This window comes from Ferrimicrobium sp. (assembly GCA_022690815.1).
Classification (GTDB): domain Bacteria; phylum Actinomycetota; class Acidimicrobiia; order Acidimicrobiales; family Acidimicrobiaceae; genus Ferrimicrobium.
Genome location: JALCZJ010000007.1, coordinates 65076 through 89857 on the forward strand (window position 1 = coordinate 65076; position 24782 = coordinate 89857).

Consider the following 24782-nt stretch of genomic DNA (forward strand, 5'->3'; position numbering starts at 1 on the left):
GTGCAATACATCGTCGTAACCGCCGTCGCTGCGATTGTGACGTTCTTGGTTGTCCCGATTGTTCGCAAGGTTGCCTTTCGAACCAACCAGGTTGTCCAACCCGGGGGCCGAATGGCCCATCTCAAGCCAACTCCGACGCTCGGCGGGATTGGTATGCTGGTCGGGTTCGGAGCAGCGATGGGCGCTGGTCGTTTGTTGCATGCGTTTCGGCCAGTGTTTACCGACTCATCAGAGCCGACGGGTGTGCTATTTGCGGCGATAGCGATCACAGCCATCGGCGTGATCGACGACGTCTGGAACCTCTCGGCGCCTGCCAAAGTTGCCGGACAGGTGCTTTCGGCTTCACTGTTGTGGATCTTCGGTGTCACGATGTTTTGGTTCAAAGTGCCGTTCGCGGGCATCGTTGTTCTCTCCAATTCGTTAACCCCACTGCTGACAGCCATCTGGGTGATCGCCATGGAGAATGCCATCAACCTCATCGACGGATTGGATGGCTTGGCTTCGGGTATCGTCGCGATCGCCTCCTTGGCTTTTGGTCTGTACTCCCTGCGGCTCGAGGCGCTGGGGCAGCTCCCGAGCTCTTCGATTGGCCCACTCATCGCCTTCGGGATCCTTGGGGTCTGTGTCGGCTTCTTGCCACACAACTGGAATCCCGCCAAGATCTTTATGGGTGACACCGGAGCCATGCTGTTGGGGCTGTTGTTGGCGGCGAGCACCTCGGTGGTGGGGGGCCGAACCGCCAACGTCTCCGATCAGACCTTTTTCTTCTTCGCACCACTGGTGATCCCATTCGTGATTCTTGGTGTTCCGATGGCTGATTTGGTGTTCTCAGTCTTGCGGCGAACGGCGCACCGTGTGAGCTTCGCAACGCCAGACAAAAAGCATCTGCATCATCGGCTCATGGAGATGGGGCATGGGCCAAGAAGGGCGGTGGCGATTCTCTGGGCCTGGACTGCGATCCTCTCGGCGTTTGCGCTGTTGCCAACCTATGTCGGTGGCCTCGGGTTCGAACTTCCGATCGCTGTTGCCGCCGTTGGCGTGCTCCTGTATACCTTGTTTCATCCAGATCTCAAGGGGACGCATTCACGGAGCGGGCGAGCGATGCAGGTTATTCGTAGTAGGAGAACGAGGTTGCCGCAATAGGCTTTGCGATGAGTTCTGCTGGTTCCCCCTCGGACGGCGTTGTAGTGGCGGGTAGCTGGTAAAGTGATTGGGGTTTGTGGCGGAAGAGGGTCATCGTGGAGAGCCGGTCAGTTGCTCGGGGCATGGTAGCGAGTTTTAGTGAGGCGATCGCCAAAATGATCGAATCGTTTGGGACGATGGTCTTGTCGCTGGTTATCGCGGTTGTAGTTGGTCAATGGACACATTCGTGGGCATGGGGTGTTGGAATTGCCGTTTTTGGGGTTGTGGGCTCTATCCTATCGATGTACTACCGATCCAAGGCTGAGGTCGACAGCTCGCCGATCCCGGTAAAAACTCGTAATCCTGAGCGCGGAGGGGTTTCCCGCCTTTTGGAGTCAGATCTCGAACTTCCGGATGATGTTCGCGAGGCGGATGCCTGGCTGAGGAGGAAGAAATAGGTTGTCAAGCGCAGCTATCCAGCCTGAGGTGAGTATCGCCAAGGGCTTTCTTGTTCGGTTGCTCATCGTCGCCCCGGTCGCCGTCGCGATCTCGTGGGCGCTCGCCGGAGATCGGGGACTTTGGTCCTCACTCTACGGGTTGGCGCTGGTGGCGGTCAACTTTGCGATCATGGTGTTGTTCTTCCGGGAGGGAGCCAAGTTCGGCATGACCGGGCTCATGGCCGCCGCCTTCATTTCGCTGATGGTTGGACTCGGTGTCCTTACGGCTGCGGTGATACCAGTTGCTCATGCCCATTGGATGGACCTTGTGGTCTTTGGACTCGTGGTGATCCTCGGCCATCTGGCAGCGGTGATTATCGAGGCACGCCGGGTGTCGGGTCGTCTTGGCGATGATGGTCTTGCCCCATGGAGGTTGGTTCGATGATCTTTGCCGGAATTAACTTTCCGCCAATCGCGGAGCTATTGAACTGGAAGCCGATCGCCTTTGGTTCGACGGCCTTCATGTTCAACAAGATCGCTATTTTGACGCTGCTGTCGGCTGCGATCACACTGATTCTTTTCTTTGTCGCTGGTCGGCGTCAGCAGCTCGTTCCTCGTGGTATCCAAAACATCATGGAGTCGTCAGTCGATTTCATCACGAACTCGGTGGTGATCGATGTCATGGGTCAGGAGGGCTTGGCGTGGGTCCCTTGGTTGACGGGTCTTTTCTTCTTTATCCTGTTCAACAACCTTTTTGAGGTTATCCCGTTTATCCAAATGCCGGCCACGGCGCGCACCAGTGTGACGATTCCCTTGGCGCTGATCGTCTATGTCACCTTTATTGTCGTCGGTATCAAGAAGCAGGGTTTCGGGCGCTACTTTAAGTCAGCCCTGGTTCCGAGTGGGGTACCGGTAGCGTTGCTGATCTTGCTTGTCCCGATCGAACTGCTCTCGACCTTCATCGTTCGGCCCTTTGCGTTAGCGGTTCGACTTTTTGGCAATATGTTGGCTGGCCACCTTCTTTTGGTCACCTTCGCGGTCATCTCGGAGGCACTCTTTGTTCGTGGCATCGGTTTGATCGTTTTGCCGTTGCCTGCGGCTACCCTGGTGGTGTTGACCGGTTACGAGATTTTCGTAGGGTTTTTGCAGGCTTTTATCTTCACCATCTTGACCGCCGTCTACTTAGGCGAATCTTTGGGAGGTGGGCACTAAGGAGTCTGTCTGGGTTTATCATGGGCGATTGTACCCATACGCGTTGGTAACAGTTCTATGAATGGAGAGGAAAGCAGATTAAATGCATAGCATGATGGCGACAATTATCGCAGTTGCGGCAAATGTCAACCTACGAAAGGGTCTTGCAGAGCTTGGGTCAGGTCTGGCCTACGGTCTTGCGGCGCTCGGACCTGGTATTGGTATTGGTATTATCTTCGGTCAGGCGATCTCGGCGATCGCGCGGCAGCCAGAGACGGCTGGACCGGTTCGATCGCTCGCCTTCTTGGGCTTCGCCCTTGCTGAGGCGCTGGCCTTGATCGGATTCGTCGTCTTCGTCCTCTTGAAGTACACCGGTTAAGGTATCGGCCCGTGCTTTTCGGAGTAGTAACGCAATCCCCGAACCCGATCCTTCCATCCACTGGCGAGATTATCTGGTCGGTCATTTCCTTTGCCATCCTGTTGGTGCTGTTGGTGAAGTTCGCCTTCCCACCGGTTGCCTCCATGATGGCCAAGCGCAGTGACAAGATCCGAGACGATCTTGAGGCTGCTGAAACGGCGCGTCGTGACGCGGAACGGCTCCTCGCCGAGCGTCGCGAGGAGCTTGGTCGAGCCCGGGAAGAGGGGCAACGCATCATCGAGGACGCGCGGGCGACCGGCGAAGCTCTGCGCCAAGAAGCAGTTGCAGAGGCTCAGCGCGAAGCTCAAATCGTGCGAGATCAGGCGCAACTGCAGATGGCAGCCGAGCGATCTCGACTCATCCTGGAGCTGCGAAGTGATCTTGCGGGCATGGCGATCGAGCTTTCGACTCGCATCTTGGCACACGAGCTTGCGGCCAGCGAGGTAGACCCACTAGTGGAGTCGTTCCTCGCGGAGGCGGATTCGGAGTAGTCATGAGAGAGCGAACCCGAGGATTCGCCATCGCGACGCGGGATCTCTTGACCAGTCGGGGGGCGTTGGCGCAGGGCAGAGATGAGTTAGTGGCGGTTATTGCACTGATCGAGAGCTCTGTTGAGCTGACAGACTTGGTAATCGACCGTGGACTGCGTGCTGATGTTCGGCGCTCAGTGCTGGATGAACTCCTCGCAGACCGAGTCGATTCGCGCATGATGGCACTGGTCGGCTACGTCGTCGAGACCGAAAGCGCTGGTGAGATTCCCGAGGTGCTAGCCCAGCTCGATGAGGTGCTCGCCAGCACCTATGTGCTCGGTGATGGTATCGCGACGGCTACCGGAGCTCGAGCTCGTGGCTACGCGCAGGCGGTTATGCGCGATCTTGACCGTGAGCATCAGGCAGGCTTGCTGGATGAACTCGTTGGTGTCAATCAACTCTTAGGTGAACAGACAGCTCTTGCGCGCGCGCTCTCAGGGTTGGGGACCAGCCCAGAACAAAGGGTTGGCATCGTGGATGATCTACTCGGGTCACGTCTGTCGTCGGCGGCACTGCTCGTGGTACGGGCGTTGGTCGCAACTACCAATCCGCGTTCGCTCGTGGACTCACTGGAACGAGTGATGGGCGACTGTTCTGCCCTGTTGGAGAGTCAGGTGGCGCGTGTCACCCTGGCAAGAGAGGTGAACGAGGTCTATCGGTCTCGTATAACCTCCTCGCTTGAACAGCGGTCAGGTCGTGAGCTAGTGGTTGAGTGGCGAGTTGACGAATCGCTCATCGGTGGCATGGTTGCAGTCGTTGGTGATCGCGTCTATGACGTGAGTGTCGCTCGAGAACTACAGAGGGCCCAGCAGCTACTTGCAGGGCGATAACAAGGAGAGACATGGCGGTTGAGCTAAAGATTGATAAGTCAGAGATTGCTGGAGTCATTCAGCGACGCCTACAGGAGTACGCGACGACCACCTCAGGTGAGGAGGTCGGTAGGGTGCTAGAGTTTGGCGATGGTATCGCCTCGGTATCAGGACTCCCGTCGGTGGCAGTCAACGAAGTGCTACGTTTTGCTAATGGAACGGTAGGACTCGCTTTGAACCTCGAGGAGGACACCATCGGTGTCGTCGTTTTGGGTGACGAGGAGGGCATCTCTGAGGGCCAGTTGGTGAAGTCGACCGGAGAAATCCTGTCAGTTCCGGTGGGAGATGGCCTGCTTGGTCGGGTTGTTGATCCGCTCGGGCGTCCCATTGATGGCTTGGGTCCTATCGAGTCTTCGATTCAGCGACGTCTTGAGGTGCAGGCACCGGGCATTGTGCAGCGCAAGCCAGTTGGCGAGCCGCTCCAAACCGGGATCAAGGCCATCGACGCGATGACCCCGATTGGTCGTGGGCAGCGCGAGCTCATTATTGGGGATCGCAAAACCGGCAAGACGAGCGTAGCGCTCGATACCATTATCAACCAGCGCGGACAAGGTGTGAAGTGCATCTATGTCGCTATCGGGCAGAAGGGGACCTCCATCGCCGCGGTGGTCGATACCCTTCGTGAACATGGAGCTCTCGAGTACACCGTGATCGTGGCTGCTGCTGCATCAGAGGCTGCACCGTTTAAATATCTCGCGCCCTATTCCGGTTGCGCGATGGGCCAGCATTGGATGGAGAACGGCGAGCATGCACTGATCGTTTACGACGATCTCTCCAAGCAGGCTGATGCCTATCGTCAGCTCTCGCTCTTGTTGCGACGACCGCCGGGTCGCGAGGCTTACCCTGGGGACATTTTTTACCTGCACTCTCGATTGCTAGAGCGTGCAGCCAAGCTCAGCGATGAGCTCGGTGGGGGTTCGCTTACGGCGTTGCCGATCATCGAGACGAAGGCTGGAGACATCTCTGCCTACATCCCCACCAACGTCATCTCGATCACCGATGGCCAGGTGTTCCTCGACTCTGATCTGTTTAACTCGGGCAATCGCCCAGCCATCAACGTGGGAACGTCGGTTTCGCGCGTCGGTGGTGCCGCACAGGTCAAGGCGATGAAGGAAGTTTCTGGAAGCCTTCGGCTCGACCTGGCGCAGTTCCGCGAGCTCGAGGCGTTCGCGACGTTCGGCTCCGAGCTTGACAAGTATGCGCAGGCACAACTCGACCGAGGGTATCGGTTGACGGAGCTTTTGAAGCAGAATCAGGGCGCCCCGCTTTCGGTTGCTGAGCAAGTGGTGAGTATCTTTGCAGGAATCACTGGGCTCCTCGATGATCTCGCTGTCGGTGATGTCACGAAGTTCCTGCCAGAGATGATTGGCTTTTTGAAGGCTCGGCACCCGGAGTTGATGGACGAGATCACCAACACTGGCAAGATGCCTGATAAGCAGGCACTGACTGACGCGATCACGACCTTCGCGGGTGGATTCGCCACCGCGACCAAGGCGTAAGTTCTCGTGCCAGGCGGAAAGGAACGGGCACTTCGAGGGCGCATTCGGAGTGTGAACTCTACGAAGAAGATCACCAAGGCGATGGAGTTGATCGCGGCCTCGCGCATCGTCAAAGCGGTTGGGCGTATCGGGGGTGCACGAACCTACTTCCGAGAGGTCTCTGAATTGACGCGAGAGCTGTTGGTCACGTTGCCAAGCTATCGGCCACCGTTGACCAAGACCAGCACCGGTACGACCGTGCTGATTCTGGTCACCTCTGACCGAGGATTGTGTGGTGGTTATAATAGCTCGGTGATTCGTGCCTACGAAGAGCAGATGCGCACGACCGAAGGACCCATTGAACTGGTGTCAATCGGCCGACGGATCGAGAGCTACCTGCATTTTCGGGGCATCGAGAGCAATGTCCATATCAATGGTGTTACCCATCTGCCGACCCTTGACCAGGCATACGCGATCATGGGTCCAATTATGAAGCGGGTCGACGCTGGAGAGGTGGCCCGGGTTGTGGTGATCTCAAATCGCTTCTACTCGCTTGGCGTCCAGCGCCTCGAAGAGACGACCCTTGTGCCAGTAGACACCAGCTCGGTTATTGAGACCGGTGATGATACTGTTGAACGCTTTGACTTTGAAGCGGAGCCATCGCTTGAAGCCGTCGTTGATTCCGCGTTGCACCAGCTCATCGTCGCTGAGTTCTTTGGGCTCTTGCTCGAGGCCTCGGCTGCAGAACACGCCGCGCGTCAGCGGGCGATGAAGAACGCGACCGATAACGCAACCGAGCTGGTCAAGGGCCTGACGAGGGCGATGAACCGGGTTCGACAAGATGCTATTACTACCGAGATTACAGAAATCGTTGGTGGCGCTGAGGCACTCGCACAGGGTGACCACGCCATGAGTGGAGATGAGAGGTAACGATGGAGACAGATACCCAGGTCCAAGATACCCGGCCCGAGGATACCGAACCCAAAAGGGCGGGATCGACAGCGTCGACGGCCACCGGCCGGGTAGTGTCGATCGCTGGTCCAGTGGTCGACGTCGAGTTCCCTCCTGATGCGATCCCCGAGGTGAACCGAGCGCTCTCTATGGAGGCTGAGATCGACGGGGAAACCGTGATTATCATGGCCGAGGTGGCGAGCCAGCTTGGTGATGGTCGGGTGCGTTGTATCTGCCTTCGCCCCACTGATGGCCTGCGCCGTGGAGCGGTCGTTACCGACCTTGGACACGGCATCACCGTACCAGTGGGTACGGGGGTACTTGGACACGTCTTCAATGTGGTCGGGGAACCGCTTAATGGGGGCGAGTTGACGGGTATCGAGGACACCTGGGAGATCCATCGGGACCCACCGCCGTTCGATGATCTTGAGCCGAAGGCACAAATGTTCGAGACCGGGATCAAGGTTATCGATCTGTTGGAGCCCTATGTGCAGGGAGGCAAGGTCGGCCTCTTTGGTGGTGCTGGTGTAGGCAAAACCGTCTTGATCATGGAGATGATCAACCGGGTTGCACAGCAACACGGTGGGGTCTCCGTGTTCGCCGGTGTCGGTGAGCGCACGCGTGAAGGAACCGACCTCCTGCTTGAGATGGAGGAGTCCGGTGTCATTGAAAAGGCGGCGCTCGTCTACGGTCAGATGGATGAGCCACCAGGTGTTCGACTGAGGGTTGCCTTGTCTGCGTTGACGATGGCGGAGTATTTCCGTGATGTCAAGGATCAGGACGTGTTGCTGTTTATCGACAACATCTTCCGTTTTGTCCAGGCTGGTTCTGAGGTGTCAGCGTTGCTAGGACGCCTTCCGTCGGCCGTGGGATATCAGCCAACGCTCGCCGATGAGATGGGTGCGCTCCAGGAGCGGATTACCTCCACCAAGCGACGTTCGATCACCTCACTGCAGGCCGTCTACGTGCCAGCTGACGACTACACCGACCCAGCTCCGTTTACCACGTTCACGTTCCTCGACGCCACAACTGAGCTTTCTCGCCAGATTGCGTCGCTCGGCATCTACCCGGCGGTCGACCCCCTGGCCTCGACTTCGAATATCCTTGCACCCCACATCGTTGGCGAACGCCATTACCAAGTGGCGAGGAGCGTCCAGCAGATTCTGCAGCGTTACAAGGAGCTTCAGGACATCATTGCTATCCTCGGTTTGGATGAGCTGTCTGAGGAGGATAAGGTGACGGTATCGAGGGCTCGTAGGATTCAGCGCTTCCTCTCCCAGCCGTTCTTCGTTGCCGAGGTCTTCACTGGTGCAAAAGGTAAGTATGTGCCCATCAACGAGACGATTGAGTCCTTCGAGGCGATCGTGCGAGGCGACCTGGATGGGGTGCCGGAGCAGGCATTCTTGAACTCGGGCGGCATTGAGGACGTTCTTGCCCGAGCAAAGGAGATGGACGCATAGTGGCTGAGGATACCTTCAACTTGATCGTGGCGAATCCGGAGCTCGTTGTCTTGGATGAAGAGGTGAAGAGCCTCATGCTCCGATCAGCGCTCGGAGATGCGGCCTTCCTGGCGCATCATGCCCCCTTTGTGGGGGAGGTAGAGATCTGTCTGGCTACCGTCGTACGAGCTGACGGGGAGTCCTTCCAGATCGTTATCGATGGAGGTCTCGTCCGGGCTGGAGGAAATCGTGTTGTGGTGCTCGCCAATGACGCACAGCTGGCCAGCGACGTCGAACAGGAGTCTCTTCGGCGACGCAGGCAACGCTACGAGGAGCGATTAGAGGAGCTCGATGACGCGTTGGCCGAGGGGGAGTTGCGCTCGCTTGAGCTTCGAGGAAGCTTGATCGACTAAGTGACGTCTCGGGTTCGCTGCTGCATCGCTGTAACGTTCGATGAGGCGGTGGAGTTCGAACTCAACGTCGCTCGGAGCCTGCTCGGTTCTACCGCGGTCGATAGGATTCTTCCTCATATCACGTTGGTCCCACCGATCGACCTGCCGGTCGACGAGGCTTGGGGTCTTGTCGAGCGCATTGGCTCGTTGGCCGCAAAGGTGAGACCGATTGAACTCGAACTATCGGGTTTCGCAACGTTTGCCAACCGTAGGATCTCGGGTCACGTCCCGGTGATCCGGGGTACGGATGAGCTGGCTGAGTTGCGTAACTTTTTCGGACCGCTCGATCATTCCCGCCCCTATGTGCCTCATGTCACCGTTATCGATGCTGTCTCGAACGAGGTAGCCCAGGTTTTGAGTGCCCAGTTGGCGAACTATCGGTTGGTCACACAGGCCAAGGAGGTAACTCTGTTGGTTGCCGACATCCGTGGTGGGCGCCGCCGTTGGCGACCGCTGGTGCGCGCGCTCCTCGGATACGGAGGTCCACGCCGACGGTCTCACCGGACGGCCATCGCGATGCTCTCGCGCACTGGAGTGCTCACCAACCTAGTGAGGTCTCCAGGGCTAAGTTGCTGGCTGATCGAGAAGAGTGGTGAAGTACTCGGTTGGGTCGAGGCAGTTCCAGGGCCGTCTGGAGTTTGGGTTCTCGCCAAGCCAGTCGTTCGAGATCCAGAAAGTACTGGTTTCGGACTCGAGGAGTTGATGGTCGACGAGCTCGTTAGTTATTTGCGCCCGGCCTCCATTGCAACGCTCGATCAACACCACCCGTTGGATGGTTTTGGCGCGCGTCGGTTATCGCGAGAGGAGGCCGCTCTCCTCGGCCTTGATCGTGTTGATCCAAGAGATTTCGGCCTATTGGCCGAGGCGCCACGAGGTGTCTCGGTGAGGTTGGCGGACGGATCTCAGGGCATGAGATGGAAGTTCTTGAGCTTCTCTACGCGGTGAACTGCCTCGATGCGGCGGACCGTTTTGCTTCGAGAACGCATCACCATTGAATGGGTGATAGCCTCGCCATGATGCGTGCGCACGCCGCGGAGGAGCTCGGAATCGGTTACGCCGGTGGCAGCAAAGAAGCAATCCTCAGAGTTCACGAGGTCCTTGGTGTGCAGAATTTTGTCGAGGTCATAACCTGCGGTGATGGCCTGTTGGCGCTCATGATCGTCACGAGGCCATAGGCGCACTTGAATCGCTCCGTCGAGACACTGTAGGCCTGCGGCCGCGATGACCGCCTCGGGACTGCCCCCGACGCCAAGGAGGATGTCGATGTCTGACGTTGGTAGTGAGGTGAGAATGGCAGCGGCTACGTCGCCGTCTCCAATGAGGAAAATACGTGCGCCAGCCCCACGGACCTGGTCGATGAGTTCGGCGTGCCGTGGACGATCGAGGATGGCCACGGTGATCTCTGAGGTGTTGCAGTGCCTGGCTTTTGCCAGCTCGTTGATGTTTTCACGTGGTGTGAGATCAAGCGAGACTACGGCTGCCCCCTCTGGTCCGGTCGCAAGCTTGTCCATGTAGACGATTGGGCCAGGAGAGAACATGGAGCCATCGCCAGCAACCGCGATGACGCTCATCGCGCCATTACGCCCCATTGCGGTCGGGGTAGTGCCTTCGATTGGATCGACGGCGATGTCAACCCTCGGGCCTGTGCCATCACCGACATGTTCCCCGTTAAAGAGCATTGGCGCCTTGTCCTTCTCGCCTTCGCCAATGATGACTGTGCCGTCCATGGCGACGACAGCGAGGACACTACGCATGGCATTGACGGCGGCTCCGTCTGCAGATTCCTTTTGCCCGCGTCCGACCCAGGGTGTCGAAGCGAGCGCCGCGGCCTCGGTCACGCGAACCATCTCGAGGGCCAAATTACGATCTGGGGGAGTGCTGTTGGACATGCCTTGTATGGTAGTAGTACTCGATTGGCTTCGGCGCAGGCGGATGTCCCACGTTCGTGGTGGCCCTCGTCGTGGCTGAGGCGAGTTCCTCGAGTACTTGCACGTTTGAGGCTAGACTTGTTCCATATGACACGATTTGATGAATGGGTTCATAGCTACAACCAGGCGCCCAAGCGGCTGAGCCGTTTTGAGACCATGTCGGGGATCGAACTTGCACCCGTCTACACCAGTCGAGGTCCGCTAACCCCGGATGTCGCTACCGAGCTTCCAAGCGATGAGGAACTTCCAGGTAGCTACCCGTACACGCGAGGGATCTACGCTAGTGGCTATCGAACCAAACTCTGGACGATGCGCATGTTTGCTGGATTCTCCTCAGCCGCGGAGACCAACGAACGCTTCCGCGAGCTGCTGGAGGCAGGTGGCACCGGGCTTTCGGTGGCCTTTGACCTGCCAACCCTGATGGGGCGCGACTCAGATGACCCCAAGTCTCTTGGTGAGGTAGGTAAGTGCGGAGTTGCGATCGACACCTTTGACGACATGGAGACGCTCTTTAGAGATATTCGATTGGGCGATATCACAACGTCGATGACCATCAACTCGCCAGCAGCATTCATCCTGGCCTCGTTCGTCGCCGTCGCCGAGGCGAGTGGTGTGTCGAGGAGGCAGCTGGGCGGCACGCTCCAAAATGATATTCTCAAAGAGTACCAGGCGCAAAAGGAGTATTACTTCCCACCGCGTCCATCGATGCGTCTTGTTCGCGATACCATGACGTTCGCAGCGGCCGAGATGCCGAAGTGGCATTCGCTGTCAGTCTCTGGGTATCATATCCGAGAGGCGGGAGCCACCGCCGCTGAAGAGCTGGCGTTCACGATCGCCAACGGTTTTGCCTATGTTGAGACCGGTATTGCTGCCGGTCTAGCCGTAGATGATTTTGCGCCACAGTTATCGTTTTTCTTCAATGCCCATATTGACTTCTTCGAGGAGATCGCAAAGTATCGCGCTGCGCGCCGCATTTGGGCTCGTTGGATGCGTGAGCATTACGGTGCTCAAGATCCTCGTTCTTGGCTCCTGCGTTTTCATACCCAGACCGCTGGGGTTTCGCTGACGGCACAACAGCCAGAGCTCAATATCGTGCGAACGGCGATCGAAGCGCTAGCGGGAACGCTGGGCGGCACACAGAGTCTGCACACCAACTCGATGGATGAGGTTCTCTCGCTCCCGACGCAGCGCGCTGCGAGGATCGCCCTGCGGACTCAACAGATCGTTGCCTATGAGACGGGCGTGACCAATGTCGTCGATCCGTTGGGGGGCTCGTATTTCATTGAAGAGTTGACACTTGAGATGGAGCGCAGGGCTGAGGAGATTTTTGCGGAGATCGCCGAACTTGGTCACGGCTCCATGCTCGAAGGGGCGCTGGTGGGGGTGGACAACTTCTATCACGTGAACCGCATTGCCGACTCAGCGTACGAGTTGGAGAAGAAGATCTCTGCCGGTGACCGGATCGTGGTTGGTGTCAACCGGTTCATCCTTGACCAAGAGGAGCCAATCGATACCTTGGTGATCGGGCCAGAGGTGGAGAAGTTGCAGGTTCAGCGCCTCGAGGAGGTGCGGCGCCGTCGTGATTCCGATCAGGTAGCCACTGCGCTGACGGAGCTGCAAACGCAGGCCAAGGACCCGGAGGTCAATCTCATGGAGTCCCTGATCCAAGCCTCAAAGGCGCGGGTAACGGTTGGTGAGGTCATGGAGGCACTCGCCGAAGTGTTTGGCTACTATGAGGAGCCTGGCATCTAGCAACCACGGCATTCCTTGGTGGGAACTTTCCTCATCTCTGGCCCACCACCAAAGGTTATCCACGAGGGTCCCTCGGGCTTTGGTGTTGCTGGCCTTGAGAATCAGCAAATTACGGGTGGCATGACCGACGGGAGTCGACAGTGGGCTGGAGCTTGTAGCGCCGATGGTGGCCGCTCGCAACCACGGGAAACCTCAGCCCATACCAACTCAGCCCATACCAACTCAGCCCATACCAAGCAGGGGCCACATCATGTGGCGCAAAGGGTTGTCGGCATTCGAACCGCAACTATCGATCGATAGTTGCGACTACTTGGCACTAGCGGGTTCCCTTTAGGGCTTGGGGATAATCAAGTCGACCATGGCGAGCGCACGTCGCGCCGTCGCCTTGGCGTCAATGACCTTGTCAGCGACATTTTGGGTCGAGCTGAGCATGGTGAACAGGAGCACAGCGGTGCCCTCTGGATCCGTCATCTTGAGTGCCTTCATAGGTTCAACAAGAGGGCGGGCCAACGCGAGGTAGTATTCCTTTACCTTTGCCGCGATATCGGGAGTGCGGTCTCGATTCTCAAGGTTGCGGAGCACTTCGTGGAACAGGCGAGCATCGGTCGACACGACCACCTTGGCATAGCCAGTGATCTGTTCTCTGGGCTCGCGATGCCGCTTCATCGCCGCAATCAACTGCTCCTGATAGCCAGGGAGTACATCCTCGGCGAGCTCAAGGGCCAGATGATTCTCGGACGGGAAGTAGAGGTAGACGCTATTGCGTCGTAGGCCGGCTCGTGGCCCAACGGCCTCGAAGTTTATCGACCTAATCGTTGGATTAAGCAACGACTCCTTGGCGGCATCAAGTAGTGCCTGGCGTCGTTGAGCGTGATGTTCCTTAACTGTGGGGGCCATAATCTTGGGCATTGGTGAAAGTATATCGCCTTTTTGCTTCCGGCTAACCGAATATCAAATTTCTCTGTCAGACCCTCGAACTATAGTTCGAACATGATGATGTTATCGAATGATACTTTGAGTCCAAGAGCCAGCAACACGGCAAAAAGGGCACGTCGCGCCCTAGAACGGTTGCTGGGTCTGGCAATTGTTGTGCTCGGACTTCTTGTGATCGTCTCACGGGTTGTGTGGCCGATCGTTGATGGTCAACACGCATCGGCCAAAATCTACGTGGTTGCCCGTGGCGATACGTTGCTGTCGATTGCACATCAGGTTGATCCGAACGCGAATCCTTATCCGCTCGTAGCGCAATTGGAGAAGCAGACACACGGTACGTTGATCTGGCCCGGAGAGCGAATCGTCGTCCCGACGAACGGCTCCTGATGCTTGCTCTTGCACGGCCGACGCAGATCGCCAGAGGACAAGACGCAACGGTCCGTCACAGCATGATGCATCATCGCGATGTGGTTTGGTTGATTCCACTCGTAGGGTGGATGGGCGCGGTGTTGTCGCTTCTGATGATTGATCGCTCTATGACCGAGTTGTCAAGAGGATTTTGCCGAACTTCCCTGGCTGTCGGAATCGCTCGTAGGCGGCTGGCCCATCGTTGAGGTCGAACTGTTCTTCAACGACGATTCGGTAGGCGCCGGTGTCGAGCTGCCCGGTGAGATGGTGCTCGACCTGCTTGGCCAACGCAGACTTCTGCTCCCAGCTGCGCGCGCGCAACGTGGAGGCACGGAGGGTTCCGCGCTTTCCCATCAGCTTACGTAGGTCGATCTGAGTCTGGGGAGCGTTGTTGACCCCGATAACGACGATGGTGCCCTCCATGGCGAGGACGTCAAGGTTGGTTCCAAGATTTTCACCTGAGACCAGTTCGAGGATGACGTCGTAGGGGCCGGAGCCGGGGATCTCAGCTGGTGTGACCGCGGAGCGACATCCAAGCGAGAGGGCTTTTGCGTCTTGATCGTGATTACGTAGCACGGCGGTCACCTCGGCCCCCGATAGCGCGCCGATTTGGACAGCTGCTGTTCCGACCCCACCAAGAGCTCCATGGACGAGTAGGCGGTCTCCGATCGAGAGGTGTGCTTGAGAAATCAACGCATCGAAGGCCGTAAACGCAGCTTCTGGAAAGCCTCCCGCGATGAATGGGTCGATGTCGGAGGGTACCCGGACGCAGGCGCTTGCCGGTATCGTGATGAATTCTGCGTGGGCACCGCCTCCGGTGACAGCCATGACGTACTGACCCGGCGCATAACCGACGACGTCCGATCCGACCTCGACCACCTCCCCGGCGAACTCCAACCCCAGTCGCTCTGGGTCGAACCCTGCCGGCGGGGGATAACTGCCACGTGCCTGGAGCAAGTCAGCAGCGTTGATTCCTGCGCTTGTCATTCTGACCAAGAGCTCATGAGGCGATGGTGAAGGTGTCGGAACGTCAGCGACCTGGACCGACGAGTCTTGAACGACGAGTGCGCGCATGATAATCCCCTTGAGCAGACGGCTACGGTTACCCAGCCACCCTAGTGTCTAGAGTCGTCAATTTGTTGTAGGTTAGGAGTTTTCATTAGCTGGCGGCTGGGCTGGCAACAGTGATGCCGTCAGTCTCGTAGCTCCACCGACGCTCACAAGTGCAGCGCTAGCAGCTAGGACAGCCCTCCCTTGCGTCGGGGTCAACGACGGCATCTTCTAGCTTCGCCGAGGCCGCGGACTGCCGTCTCGGTTCAGTGTTCGCTGCCTCGTACCCCTCGTCGTTCTTAGGATCACAGCGGAATGCGCCATCGCCATCACTCCATCATCGCCGGTAGGCAGTCCATGAGCGGCTGTCTCAGCGACGGCCGAGTCGGAGCGCATCGCATGGCACGGTATACCGGGGGTCGCCGTTGGCTAGCTGGCCAGGTGTGCGCTTGCCTGGATGCGCGAGCGCCACCTTCGCCACGTTCAGGTGGATGGGCGCGTTGTCCGGTCTAGCCTACCCCACCCGCAGTATCTTGGGCAGTGCTTCACTCCGAGGGGTGTGAGAGCAGTCTCAGGAATACAGTAGCGAGTGGAATCTGAAAGTGTCCTTGCGCATCGGCATCACTTGCTGTTTCCCGCGTGGATTGAGTCGAAAGGCTCCAGCTGGTGGTTCGATCTGCCGATATGTTGGAAGTGGCAATCTCTCCGGTGGACCTAGGTGGACTCCAATGCGGGACACGCTTTAGCAAGATAGAGTCCTTGACCGTCTGGCAGCCATGGCTGTATCTCGGTCTCAACCAATAGGCCGGAGAGCGGTCATCGATGCGGAGGTCTCATGGCTAGTCGGTTCACCAGGAACACAGGAGCTTCGGCGATGACCGCCCCTGAGAGCTGCTCCACGAAAGAAACCTGAGCCATGTCGGAATGGTCGATCGACTCGGTCATCGATAATGGAGTGGTGCACACCGTCTTTCAGCCGATCGTACATCGCGCCAGCCGGGCTGTCGTTGGATTTGAGGCTTTGTCGCGTGGCCCGGAAGGCTCCGCGTTGGAGTCACCCTCGCTTTGATTCGTGCGGCGAAGGAGGCTGGTCGACTCGGCGAATTGGATTGGTTGTGTCGTACTCGAGCGATACGCGCTGCACTCGAGGCTCGTCTGCCCGATAAGGTATCGTGGCAGATCAATGTCGAACCCGCTGCACTTGGTATGGAATGCCCACCGTCGCCGCTTGCCGAGCATGAACGGGCATGCTGTGAGTTACGTGTCATTTTGGAGATAGTCGAACGTGACGTGGACGGTAGGGTGTTGGACCTCATACGAGGTACTGATGGGCCCGTCTCAGTTGCGGAGGTGTTGCGTTGGACGACGTAGGTGCCAACGAAGAATCTCTGGGGCTGCTATCCCTCGTTCGTCCGGACGTAGTCAAGCTCGATACGTCAGTAATCCAAGGTGCAATGTGCGAAGCTTCCGCAAGCATCACAGCGGCTGTTCGAGCCTACGTCGAAGGCCGGGGGGCGGTGGTCATCGCCAAAAAGTTATCGAGACCCATGCCCATGAGCAGATGGCTAAGGCACTCAGTGCGACCTACGGTCAAGGCTACTTTTACGCCAAACCAGGAGCGCTTCCGGTGTCGGTGGCGGCCCCCGTTGACCCGATACCGATAAGACAGCGTGTAGAACCTTTGGACGGGCGCACACCGTTCGAGGTCCTTTGGGCCACCATCACCCCGGAACGCTGCGAGAAACCATTTCTGGCACCGATCAGCTCACATCTTGAGAAGCAGTGTATCGATGCCGCCAAGAATGCGGTTGTGCTAGCGGGATTTCAAAAGGGGACCCTCTTCAGTCGAACCCAACAGGCTCGTTACCGTCAGCTTGTTGCATCGAACGTACTCACCATCGTCCTGGCTGAGGGGTTGACCCGCCGCACGGATATACAGAGATGACAGGCGAGCGGCCATGTAGGCCAAACGGGCCATTCTGGCCAAACGACTAAAACTCTTAGGACACTACACCCAACTACCAATCTCCCAGCCAACCCCACCAACACCCTGACCTGCCCATTTGCAAATCACCCCTGTGGATAAGTCAAGAAACCATGAGGTTATCCACATGATGGACGATCATTCGGAATAACTGCTCGAACGTTGGGCTAGATCCATAGCGGGTGGGGGCGTACCCAATACCTTCACCTGAAGTGCTAACCCTGGCGGATCGAGAAAGCATGATGTGGGTGAGAGAGCGTCGTGATCTCGGGCGTTTGGCGTGATCGGTTGCCGTTGCTGGGCAACGATGGCTTCGCTTTGCACATCGATGGTTAGATCGGCTGCGGCGATTCGGATTGCTGGCTGAGGCGATACTGCCGAGGAAGGTGGCAACGATGCCATCGATCCGAAGGCGAAGAAGCGCCCGGATCTCCGATCGCGTCGAGCGAGTGGACGAGCCAGTGGCGTAAGAGATTGCTTGCTGAGCGCAGCCCCAGCTCACGGATAGCGTGTAAGGTGCACGGTGGTGCCCAATACTTCTGCTCTGCCCTCGTCTGGGGCCCCGACGCTGTTGGCCCTTGGGGTCGGATCTGAACGCAGCGAAGGCTGTTTCGATTTGTGATCGTGCGACAGAGCCGATTTGGGCGTGTGGGCGGAATGATCCTGATCAAACTCCACGTCAGGTGGACTTCTGCTCGGCGGGACGATAGCGTAAAGGGACGGAAGCAACAGGACTTACGAGGAGGTAATGATGACGGAAGGGATGCGGATCGAACACGATTCCATGGGCGAGATCGAGGTGCCAGCAAGTGCACTGTGGGGCGCACAGACACAACGAGCAGTGCAAAATTTTCCGATCTCTGGCCAACGGTTGCCGATGTCGCTGATCAGGGGGTTGGTCTGGGTGAAGTGGGCCGCGGCCAAAACGAACGCGCAGTTAGGGATCCTCGAGCCATCCATCAGCGAAGCGATCGTCGGCGCCTGTGAGGATGTGCTGGAGGGAGCGTACGACGACCAGTTCCCGATCGACATCTATCAGACAGGGTCCGGCACTTCATCAAATATGAATGTCAATGAGGTTATTGCCCATCTGGCGAGCGAACGTCTCGGTCGTGAGGTCCGCCCGAACGACCATGTGAATGCGTCCCAGTCGTCTAACGACGTGTTTCCGACCGCGCTGCACCTTGGTGTCCTGCTCGAACTCGATAACGCACTACTGCCGGCACTCGGCAGACTTGCTGATGGTCTCGACGCCAAGACGGTGGAGTTCGCCGAGGTTGTGAAGTCGGGGCGAACGCATCTCATGGATGCGACACCGATCACCCTCGGCCAAGAGTTCTCTGGCTACGCGAGTGCGACTCGAAAGGCGATCGCTCGTATTGAGATCGCCAAGGACGATGTGGGAGAAGTTCCGCTCGGCGGAACGGCGGTCGGGACGGGGTTGAATGCGCCGCCGGGATTCGCTGATGGCGTCTTGCGGTTGCTGCGAGAGCGGCTTGAGGTACCGATTCGAGAGGCAGCCAACCACTTCGAGGCGCACGGTGCGCGAGACGGTATCGTGGCGCTGTCGGGTTCGCTCAAGACGCTTGCCATGGGGTACTACAAGCTAGCGAACGATCTACGTTGGATGTCGTCCGGACCCCGTTGTGGACTGGGTGAAATTCATCTGCCCGATCTTCAGCCAGGGTCCTCCATCATGCCAGGCAAAGTGAACCCTGTGGTGCCTGAGGCGATGTGTCAGGTTGTTGCCCGAGTGATCGGCAACGATGCCACGATTGCCTTCGGCGGTGCCGCGGGCAACTTTGAACTCAATGTGATGCAGCCGATCATCGGTGTTGCGGTGCTCGACTCCATTGCGATCATGGGATCGATTGCGGATGCGATGGTGGATAAGTGCGTTAGCGGAATCGCCCCCAATGTTGAGCGCTGTCGGACGTATGCACTTTCGTCGCCATCGATTGGGACGTCATTGAATCCCTACATCGGTTACGAGCAGGCAGCAAAAGTCATCAAAGAGTCGCTTGCGACGGACAAGGATCTTCGGACGGTGGTCCTTGAGAAGGGGTTGCTCACAGAGGCGGAGGTCGACAAAGCGTTGGACGTGATGGCGATGACCAGAGGCGGCATCATTCGATAGGTGCGTGCGTTGACTCGATAATCGTTTGCACAAAACGCGCGGGTACTCAATGGCAGGTTTGCCATTGGATACCCGCGGGAGTACGAGGTATTGAACTAGGCGATGCGTTTGAGATCGCCGTGCTCAAGCTGATTGGCTTGATCTTCAACCTTACGCTCAAGGCCAGCAACGAAGCCAACAACGGCATCGAAGAAGAAGGCGATACCTCCGAGCGCGAGGCCAGCGATAGTTACGCCGATCCAGTCCGCACGCAAATGACTAATCGAGAAACCGGTCCAAAGATTGATGTTTGCGATCCACGCGAGTGCAACGCCCAACACAAGCTGGACGAGTGGTTTAAGTTCTCGGATTTTGGAGTAGGCTCGCTGACCCAGCAGGCTCAGCGCGTAGATACCCAACCCGAAGAGTAAGACAAGTCCAAAGAAGTGCATGTTTTCCTCCTTCCAACTTCCCTTGGAGTCATTCTCCTACAACGTCCATGGGACGTCGCTATGCCCGGGGGCCGTTATGGTCCAGTTCATGCTCCGGGTACTAGAATGGAGTTTTAACCCCTTATCGCACTTCGTTGCATGGGCCTGATTGCGCAGACGTGGGGCCTGGAGTCTGAGCGTGCGCATAACAAGGGATTGGTCATGTTCGTGCGCCTCAACTCGGTGGGTATGACTCTTCGATGGGCGCAGCTCTACGTCGTGGCTGACACGCTGGATCGCGGGGTGCACATGCCTTGCCGAGTTCTTGGTGGCCTTCACTTTACTGTGAATGGTCGCACCGGCGGCTGTTCGGGTTGGCACTCAGGAGGCGTTATGACTCATAGGCTGGTGTTCTATGGCGCTTTTAGAGCACTTTCGCTACCTCGCTCGTTATGCAGGTCTTGACGATGCCGAGGTGGTCTTGGAGTTCGGCTATCTTCTTGCGGCTGCAGCAACCGAGCCGATTGATCTTGCGCCAGCGCTCGTTCAGCTACTGCGTGGATGGCCTGCGTCGGTTGAGTTGTGGTGTGTCGCCAACAAGGTCCTCGGTGCGAGTGAGCCGTCGATGGCTGCCGGAGAGTACGGTGCCTTGTTGATCGATCATCTTGAGCAATGCGATTTTCATCAGCCATCGTCGATGCCACTCGCGTTGAGTTGTACCGCCGGACTCAGGTTGGGAGCCTTGGAAGAGTGTTGGACGTGCAGGTTGCGAATTCTGCCAGATGATCTCCTGCGTAGTTATGCTGGTCACTTTGGCTATGTCGTTGAAGATCTAGGCCCACGTCGGGTCTATGTCGATGGAAGTCGTATCCTGAAGGCCCAGTTTGGCTGGCCACGCATGGCACCGATGCTCCAAGGATGGTTGACCTAGCCTGACGCTATCGTTGGACTACGTGCTGCGTCGGTGCTCCTTTCGTCACGTTGCGCAACCTGTTCACCTCGTTATGTGACAATTGTGATTGTGGGTAAACGTCAGCATCAGAGTCCATCTGAACAAGTGGTATATCGCTCGTATTTGTTGGCGAATCATTCAAGTCGATAGGTCTTTCGGGATCGATCGCTGTTCGTTGTACCGCGCATAACAAGGTCGGACCCTCCCAACGTTGGAATGGCGTGGCTGAGTTAGTGCAGCGCGATGGCGAGATTGTCGGCAATTGTGTGAAGTATTGCGGTAATCAATCATGGTTAGTTTAGCGCGGACGGCCCAGGGTCCAAAGTTTTTCTATCATCTAAAACCCCGCTGTGAACTGGTAATATTTGGATTCAGTACACTATTCATGCGAAGCTAAACGACCAATTATGCTCCTATTGGGCTAAGGTGTTGGCATGAAGCCTAGTGGAATCCGAACTTCATGGGGGTCAATATGGCACAGGTAACTGGTCAATCAGCAGGTAATCCCGGTGGTTCTGGGGGTAGCCTCCATAAGGGAATCTCTTTACTCCCTATGGTCATTCTGGGTGTTGGAGGTGCAGTAGGAACCGGTGCGCTCTTCAGCGGGATCGGAATGGCTGCGATCGCTGGCCCTGCAATGATTGTTTCATGGATCATCGGTTGTGTTATTTATACGTTCATTGGAATTACCTATGTTGATATGAGCGTACGGTTCCCTGAGGCAGGCGGTCCGGCAAGATATTCGCTGTATACCCACGGTTGGGTGGCGAACCTGATTAACTCGGTAGGAAGCCTAGTTTGGTATCTGTTGATACCCCCGATCGAAGCGATTGCAACGGTTTCCGCGTTGAGTTACTTTGATTCTGGTCTGTTGAACGCCAAAGGTGACCCGACCTTGTCCGGCGCCCTGGTCGCGCTTGCGCTGCTCATCGTCTATATCCCAGTGAACTTCTATGGTGTCAAAATTATGGCTCGGATTAACAACGTGCTGGGCGGCATCAAGATCGTGTTGTATCTATTGCTAGCCATCGCCTTCATCATCGCCATCGGTAAAGTTCACAACTTCTCAGCTTTCGGCGGCTTTGCTCCCTACGGTATCGGCCCTATCTTTGCAGCGGTACCGGTCGCGATGTTTGCCTTCGGTGCGATCAGGGTGATCCCTGACTTCGCCGAGGAGGCGAACAATGCTCGTACGCTTCGGGTGGGGATTCTTTATACGTTGGGTGTTCAGTTTCTCGTCTACGTGTTATTCAGCATCGCACTCATCGCAGGCCTTAGTTGGGGAGTGCTATCGGTGAAGGTTGGTGACTGGAGTGCTTTGACGGCAGTGACGGCCAACCCGTTTATTGCGTTGACGACCAATCGGGGCGTGAATTGGCTCCTAGCCATCGCTGTTGTGGTCGGTATATTGGGCCCTGGTGTCGCGGGATACGTTTATCAGGGGGCAGGCGCAAGGGTTGTACTTGCAATGGCTCGCACTGGTTACGTGCCCGAGCGATTGAAACAGATCAACTCACGCTACAAGGCGCCAGGTCTTTCACTGATCATCGTCGCGCTCATCGGTGCCGCCCTGGCGTTGCTGGCTGCTCCGGTGCCTCGCATTATCAGCCTGATTGATGATGCAGTTGTCGGTGGATATATCTCGTTCGGGATCGTCCCGGCTGCCATGTTGGCGGTGCGAAAGCAGCGCGGTGAGAAGCTTTCAGCTGGGTCGTTGATCATCGGCGCACTCGGGTTTGGAGGCGCATCACTGGTTGTCTACTGGTCTGGATGGCCGGCCGTTCCGTATGCAGTGATCTTGGTGGCCATTGGTTCGGTGTTGCTGGGAGTCGCAGGTCATTGGAAGGACATCGGGCATGCACTGTGGTACATTGTGTGGATCCTGTTCCTGCTTGGCATGGCTGCCATTGGCAGTGTTGGTCGGGGCACGGAGATCTCCTTCAACCTCTCTTCGGTGATCGTCGCTGTGGTGTCGATCTTTGTGATCTTGCCATGGGCGGTACAGAGTCGTATGGCGCGAGACGCCTACCCTGTGCAGAGCGAAAGTTGACTTGCGCAGTAGCAAGGAGGAAGCCGAGCGGATGAGTCCACCAGTCGTGGTTCACTCGATTGGACCTCGTAGTGGCGAACTGGTAACCCCAATGCGCTGACGCGTGCCGTCGGAGTGCCACCGCTGATCTGCGTACCCTGGCCCGGACGGGGAGCCGCTTGATCAACCTATCTATTCCATTTTGCGGGTTCAGCGAACAGGGTTTACTTGCCCTAATGCTATGGCTGATTGTGTTCACTTACTTGGGCGTGGTGTTAGTAACGCCCTGTTGACTGCACCCTTGTAACGGTCGCCAGGAGAACTGCGATGGTTGACCGTTGTGACGTAACCGAGAGCGCTTTCGCTGGTTGGGGAGTCGCGGTTAGCCAAGGTTCCAGTGGCGCCGCTAGAGTCCATACCGTAGGTATCAACATGAGGTGGAGTCGATGGCAAAAAAGCGTTCCCTGATAAGCATGACCGATGCCGAGCGTGATGCGTTCTTGGCTGAGGGTCGAACGCTCAATGTCGCGTCCCTCGGACCCCGAGGTCGTCCTCATTTGGTGGCAATGTGGTACTGCATCCTCGATGGGTCATTGTGGTGCTGGACGTACGCGAAGTCGCAGAAGACTATCAACTTGCGAAGGGATCCCCGTGTCACTGGCCTGATCGAAGTCGGGGAGCGCTATGAGGAGCTTCGTGGACTGACCCTCTATGCAACGGCACAGATCAGTGAAGACCCAGATCAGGTGTTGATGGTTGGGCGCGCCTTGTTTGAGCGTTATCAGTCGGGAACAACCGCGGTCTTGCTTGGAGACTTTCTAGGTTCCGCTCCTAAGAGAATTGCCTTTCGGCTCGACGTCGAGGAATATGTCAGCTGGGATCATCGGAAGCTTGGTGGCCGTTACTGAGGGATAGCGCTGCCACGCTTGCCTGTGTGCTCGTGATGATCGTGTCGCTGGCTGTGAGTGTGTCCTTGCTAGGATTTGTTCATGGGTGAAATGATTAGCTTTCCAAGTAATGGGCATGAGGCGACCGGATACCTGGCGACTCCCGAGACTGTGAGTGGCCCAGGAGTTATCGTGATCCAAGAGTGGTGGGGGATCAACAACCACATCAAGGATGTTTGCGACCGGTTTGCAGCGCAAGGTTTTGTCGCCCTAGCGCCCGATCTTTACAATGGTCGTGTCGTCGCTGAGCCGGATGAGGCAGCGAAGGCCATGATGGCGTTGCAGCTCCCCGAGGCCTCCAAGCAGATGACTGGCGCGGTCAAGGAGCTGGTGAAGCGGTCTGGGCGCGATGGAGTCGGAGTCGTTGGTTTCTGTATGGGAGGCGGTCTCGCGTATCTCTTGGCCGCCGACCAGCCCGAGCTGGTGAAGGCATTGGTGCCGTTTTATGGTGTCATTCCATGGCCGAATGCGGAGCCCGATTACGCGCGAATCCAGGCACCAATCCAAGGACATTACGCCGAGCACGACGACCCATCATCGCCGGAGGTCGTTCGACAGCTCGAAGAGCGTTTACGCTCGATGGGCAAGTCAGTCGAATTCTTCATCTATCCCGGTACCGAGCATGCGTTCTTCAACGACGATCGGCCTGAGGTGTATCACGCGCAATCCGCGATGCAGGCTTGGGATCGGGCGACGCAATTTCTTCGGGACGCCTTGGGCAGCTAGTTCACGGATCAACCGTCGCTCCCCGTGGGGTCGGATTGTCTGGGTTAGGGTGCGGGTCCACACTTTCTAGCGAGCGGTGCGGGTCCACTGACCGCTAAGGGTCAGCTCGGCTAGGCCCGGGCTCCGGCATCGTGTGAGCGCCAACAAAAAGCGATGTCGTCTGTGCGCTTGATGGTTATTCGTCGATGCCTAATCGTTGGCAAGCTACATCGAGCGGTTGCGCCGAGATCGGCTCGTGACGTGTCACCGTAACGATGGCTAATCGGCGAGGTGGGCCTCTCGCTAGTGTTGTGAGCGCTGGTGGTCGCTCCGGTCGGGAGCGGCGTTGTTGTCAGTCGATCCCTTCGACGGTGTCGGAGCTAAGACGACCCTCCGCGAGACCCGGTGTCAATCGGCAGCCATGCATATGGTCCGATCTGCACAGCACGTGTCGAATCGATCGACTGATGTTCGATTGCGCAAAGGCGCGGCGTGACGTAGGGACCGCCAAGATATCTCTGGTCATCGGTTTGGGGCACGCTACTGATACGGCTACGTTGATCACTCTTGAACATAGTTTGCCATCATGTCGCTAGAACAAGGTCAGTACCTATTGGGTTGTGGCACAGGAGCTTAGAGTCCACTCAGTGACACTACACC

Annotated in this window: 24 protein-coding genes; 20 read left to right on the top strand and 4 right to left on the bottom strand. The window is 57.4% G+C overall.

Annotated elements, in window-relative coordinates; translation table 11 throughout:
• The 12 genes from MP439_03595 (at position 1) to MP439_03650 (ending at position 9832) form a co-directional block, all read left to right on the top strand.
• Positions 1–1143 (top strand): undecaprenyl/decaprenyl-phosphate alpha-N-acetylglucosaminyl 1-phosphate transferase, encoded by a 1143-nt coding sequence (locus tag MP439_03595; protein MCI2975144.1) that lies wholly within the window; start codon positions 1–3, stop codon positions 1141–1143.
• Positions 1144–1238: 95 nt separating this feature from the next.
• The gene (locus tag MP439_03600) at positions 1239–1580 is read left to right on the top strand and encodes a hypothetical protein (GenBank protein ID MCI2975145.1); all 342 of its coding nucleotides are present in this window, start codon (positions 1239–1241) and stop codon (positions 1578–1580) included.
• 1 nt (position 1581) lies between these two features.
• Complete coding sequence (locus MP439_03605; GenBank protein MCI2975146.1) at positions 1582–2004, top strand: hypothetical protein; 423 nt, start codon at positions 1582–1584, stop codon at positions 2002–2004.
• Entirely contained in the window at positions 2001–2771 is a 771-nt protein-coding gene (gene atpB, locus MP439_03610) for a F0F1 ATP synthase subunit A (protein MCI2975147.1), read from the top strand. The genes MP439_03605 and atpB overlap by 4 nt, the downstream gene beginning before the upstream one ends.
• A gap of 82 nt (positions 2772–2853) precedes the next feature.
• Positions 2854–3129: an ATP synthase F0 subunit C gene (gene atpE / locus MP439_03615; GenBank protein ID MCI2975148.1), complete on the top strand. Its 276-nt coding sequence runs from the start codon at positions 2854–2856 to the stop codon at positions 3127–3129.
• A gap of 11 nt (positions 3130–3140) precedes the next feature.
• On the top strand, positions 3141–3659 hold the full coding sequence (atpF, locus tag MP439_03620; protein ID MCI2975149.1) for a F0F1 ATP synthase subunit B: 519 nt from the start codon (positions 3141–3143) through the stop codon (positions 3657–3659).
• A gap of 2 nt (positions 3660–3661) precedes the next feature.
• Complete coding sequence (locus tag MP439_03625) at positions 3662–4528, top strand: F0F1 ATP synthase subunit delta (GenBank protein MCI2975150.1); 867 nt, start codon at positions 3662–3664, stop codon at positions 4526–4528.
• An 11-nt stretch (positions 4529–4539) separates the two neighbouring features.
• The gene (gene atpA / locus MP439_03630) at positions 4540–6066 is read left to right on the top strand and encodes a F0F1 ATP synthase subunit alpha (GenBank protein ID MCI2975151.1); all 1527 of its coding nucleotides are present in this window, start codon (positions 4540–4542) and stop codon (positions 6064–6066) included.
• 6 nt (positions 6067–6072) lie between these two features.
• Complete coding sequence (gene atpG, locus MP439_03635; GenBank protein ID MCI2975152.1) at positions 6073–6975, top strand: ATP synthase F1 subunit gamma; 903 nt, start codon at positions 6073–6075, stop codon at positions 6973–6975.
• A 2-nt stretch (positions 6976–6977) separates the two neighbouring features.
• Positions 6978–8456 carry a F0F1 ATP synthase subunit beta gene (gene atpD, locus MP439_03640; protein ID MCI2975153.1) on the top strand — a complete coding sequence of 493 codons (1479 nt, stop codon included), beginning with the start codon at positions 6978–6980 and terminating at the stop codon, positions 8454–8456.
• Complete coding sequence (locus tag MP439_03645; GenBank protein ID MCI2975154.1) at positions 8456–8848, top strand: F0F1 ATP synthase subunit epsilon; 393 nt, start codon at positions 8456–8458, stop codon at positions 8846–8848. Before atpD ends, MP439_03645 begins: the two co-directional genes overlap by 1 nt.
• Positions 8849–9832, top strand: a complete 984-nt coding sequence (locus tag MP439_03650; GenBank protein ID MCI2975155.1) for a 2'-5' RNA ligase family protein — start codon at positions 8849–8851, stop codon at positions 9830–9832.
• Here the strand turns inward: MP439_03650 and glpX are convergent.
• Positions 9790–10776, bottom strand: a complete 987-nt coding sequence (gene glpX, locus MP439_03655; GenBank protein ID MCI2975156.1) for a class II fructose-bisphosphatase — start codon at positions 10774–10776, stop codon at positions 9790–9792. The two genes, MP439_03650 and glpX, sit on opposite strands and share 43 nt — an antisense overlap.
• A gap of 126 nt (positions 10777–10902) precedes the next feature.
• On the opposite strand from glpX, the gene MP439_03660 reads away from it, so the two are divergent.
• Positions 10903–12567, top strand: a complete 1665-nt coding sequence (locus MP439_03660; GenBank protein MCI2975157.1) for a methylmalonyl-CoA mutase family protein — start codon at positions 10903–10905, stop codon at positions 12565–12567.
• Between the two features lie 330 nt (positions 12568–12897).
• Here the strand turns inward: MP439_03660 and MP439_03665 are convergent, their stop codons facing one another.
• Complete coding sequence (locus tag MP439_03665) at positions 12898–13476, bottom strand: hypothetical protein (protein ID MCI2975158.1); 579 nt, start codon at positions 13474–13476, stop codon at positions 12898–12900.
• Positions 13477–13656: 180 nt separating this feature from the next.
• Here MP439_03665 and MP439_03670 point away from each other — a divergent pair, with 180 nt between their 5' ends.
• A complete protein-coding gene (locus tag MP439_03670; GenBank protein MCI2975159.1) occupies positions 13657–13887 on the top strand; it encodes a hypothetical protein in 231 nt (76 codons plus the stop codon).
• 147 nt (positions 13888–14034) lie between these two features.
• Here MP439_03670 and MP439_03675 read toward each other — a convergent pair whose 3' ends face one another.
• Positions 14035–14982, bottom strand: a complete 948-nt coding sequence (locus MP439_03675; protein MCI2975160.1) for a zinc-binding dehydrogenase — start codon at positions 14980–14982, stop codon at positions 14035–14037.
• Positions 14983–16414: 1432 nt separating this feature from the next.
• On the opposite strand from MP439_03675, the gene MP439_03680 reads away from it, so the two are divergent.
• Together MP439_03680 and MP439_03685 are read left to right on the top strand one after the other, a co-directional pair.
• Positions 16415–16903: an EAL domain-containing protein gene (locus MP439_03680; protein MCI2975161.1), complete on the top strand. Its 489-nt coding sequence runs from the start codon at positions 16415–16417 to the stop codon at positions 16901–16903.
• Between the two features lie 790 nt (positions 16904–17693).
• A complete protein-coding gene (locus MP439_03685; protein ID MCI2975162.1) occupies positions 17694–19079 on the top strand; it encodes a class II fumarate hydratase in 1386 nt (461 codons plus the stop codon).
• 95 nt (positions 19080–19174) lie between these two features.
• Here MP439_03685 and MP439_03690 read toward each other — a convergent pair whose 3' ends face one another.
• Positions 19175–19510: a hypothetical protein gene (locus MP439_03690; GenBank protein ID MCI2975163.1), complete on the bottom strand. Its 336-nt coding sequence runs from the start codon at positions 19508–19510 to the stop codon at positions 19175–19177.
• A 394-nt stretch (positions 19511–19904) separates the two neighbouring features.
• Between MP439_03690 and MP439_03695 the strand changes: the two genes are divergently transcribed.
• The 4 genes from MP439_03695 (at position 19905) to MP439_03710 (ending at position 24143) form a co-directional block, all read left to right on the top strand.
• Positions 19905–20420 (top strand): hypothetical protein, encoded by a 516-nt coding sequence (locus tag MP439_03695; protein MCI2975164.1) that lies wholly within the window; start codon positions 19905–19907, stop codon positions 20418–20420.
• Positions 20421–20913: 493 nt separating this feature from the next.
• A complete protein-coding gene (locus tag MP439_03700; protein ID MCI2975165.1) occupies positions 20914–22491 on the top strand; it encodes an APC family permease in 1578 nt (525 codons plus the stop codon).
• 425 nt (positions 22492–22916) lie between these two features.
• Positions 22917–23378: a pyridoxamine 5'-phosphate oxidase family protein gene (locus tag MP439_03705; GenBank protein ID MCI2975166.1), complete on the top strand. Its 462-nt coding sequence runs from the start codon at positions 22917–22919 to the stop codon at positions 23376–23378.
• An 81-nt stretch (positions 23379–23459) separates the two neighbouring features.
• Positions 23460–24143, top strand: coding sequence for a dienelactone hydrolase family protein (locus tag MP439_03710; GenBank protein MCI2975167.1), 684 nt, complete (start codon positions 23460–23462; stop codon positions 24141–24143).
• The last annotated feature ends 639 nt before the right edge of the window (positions 24144–24782 follow it).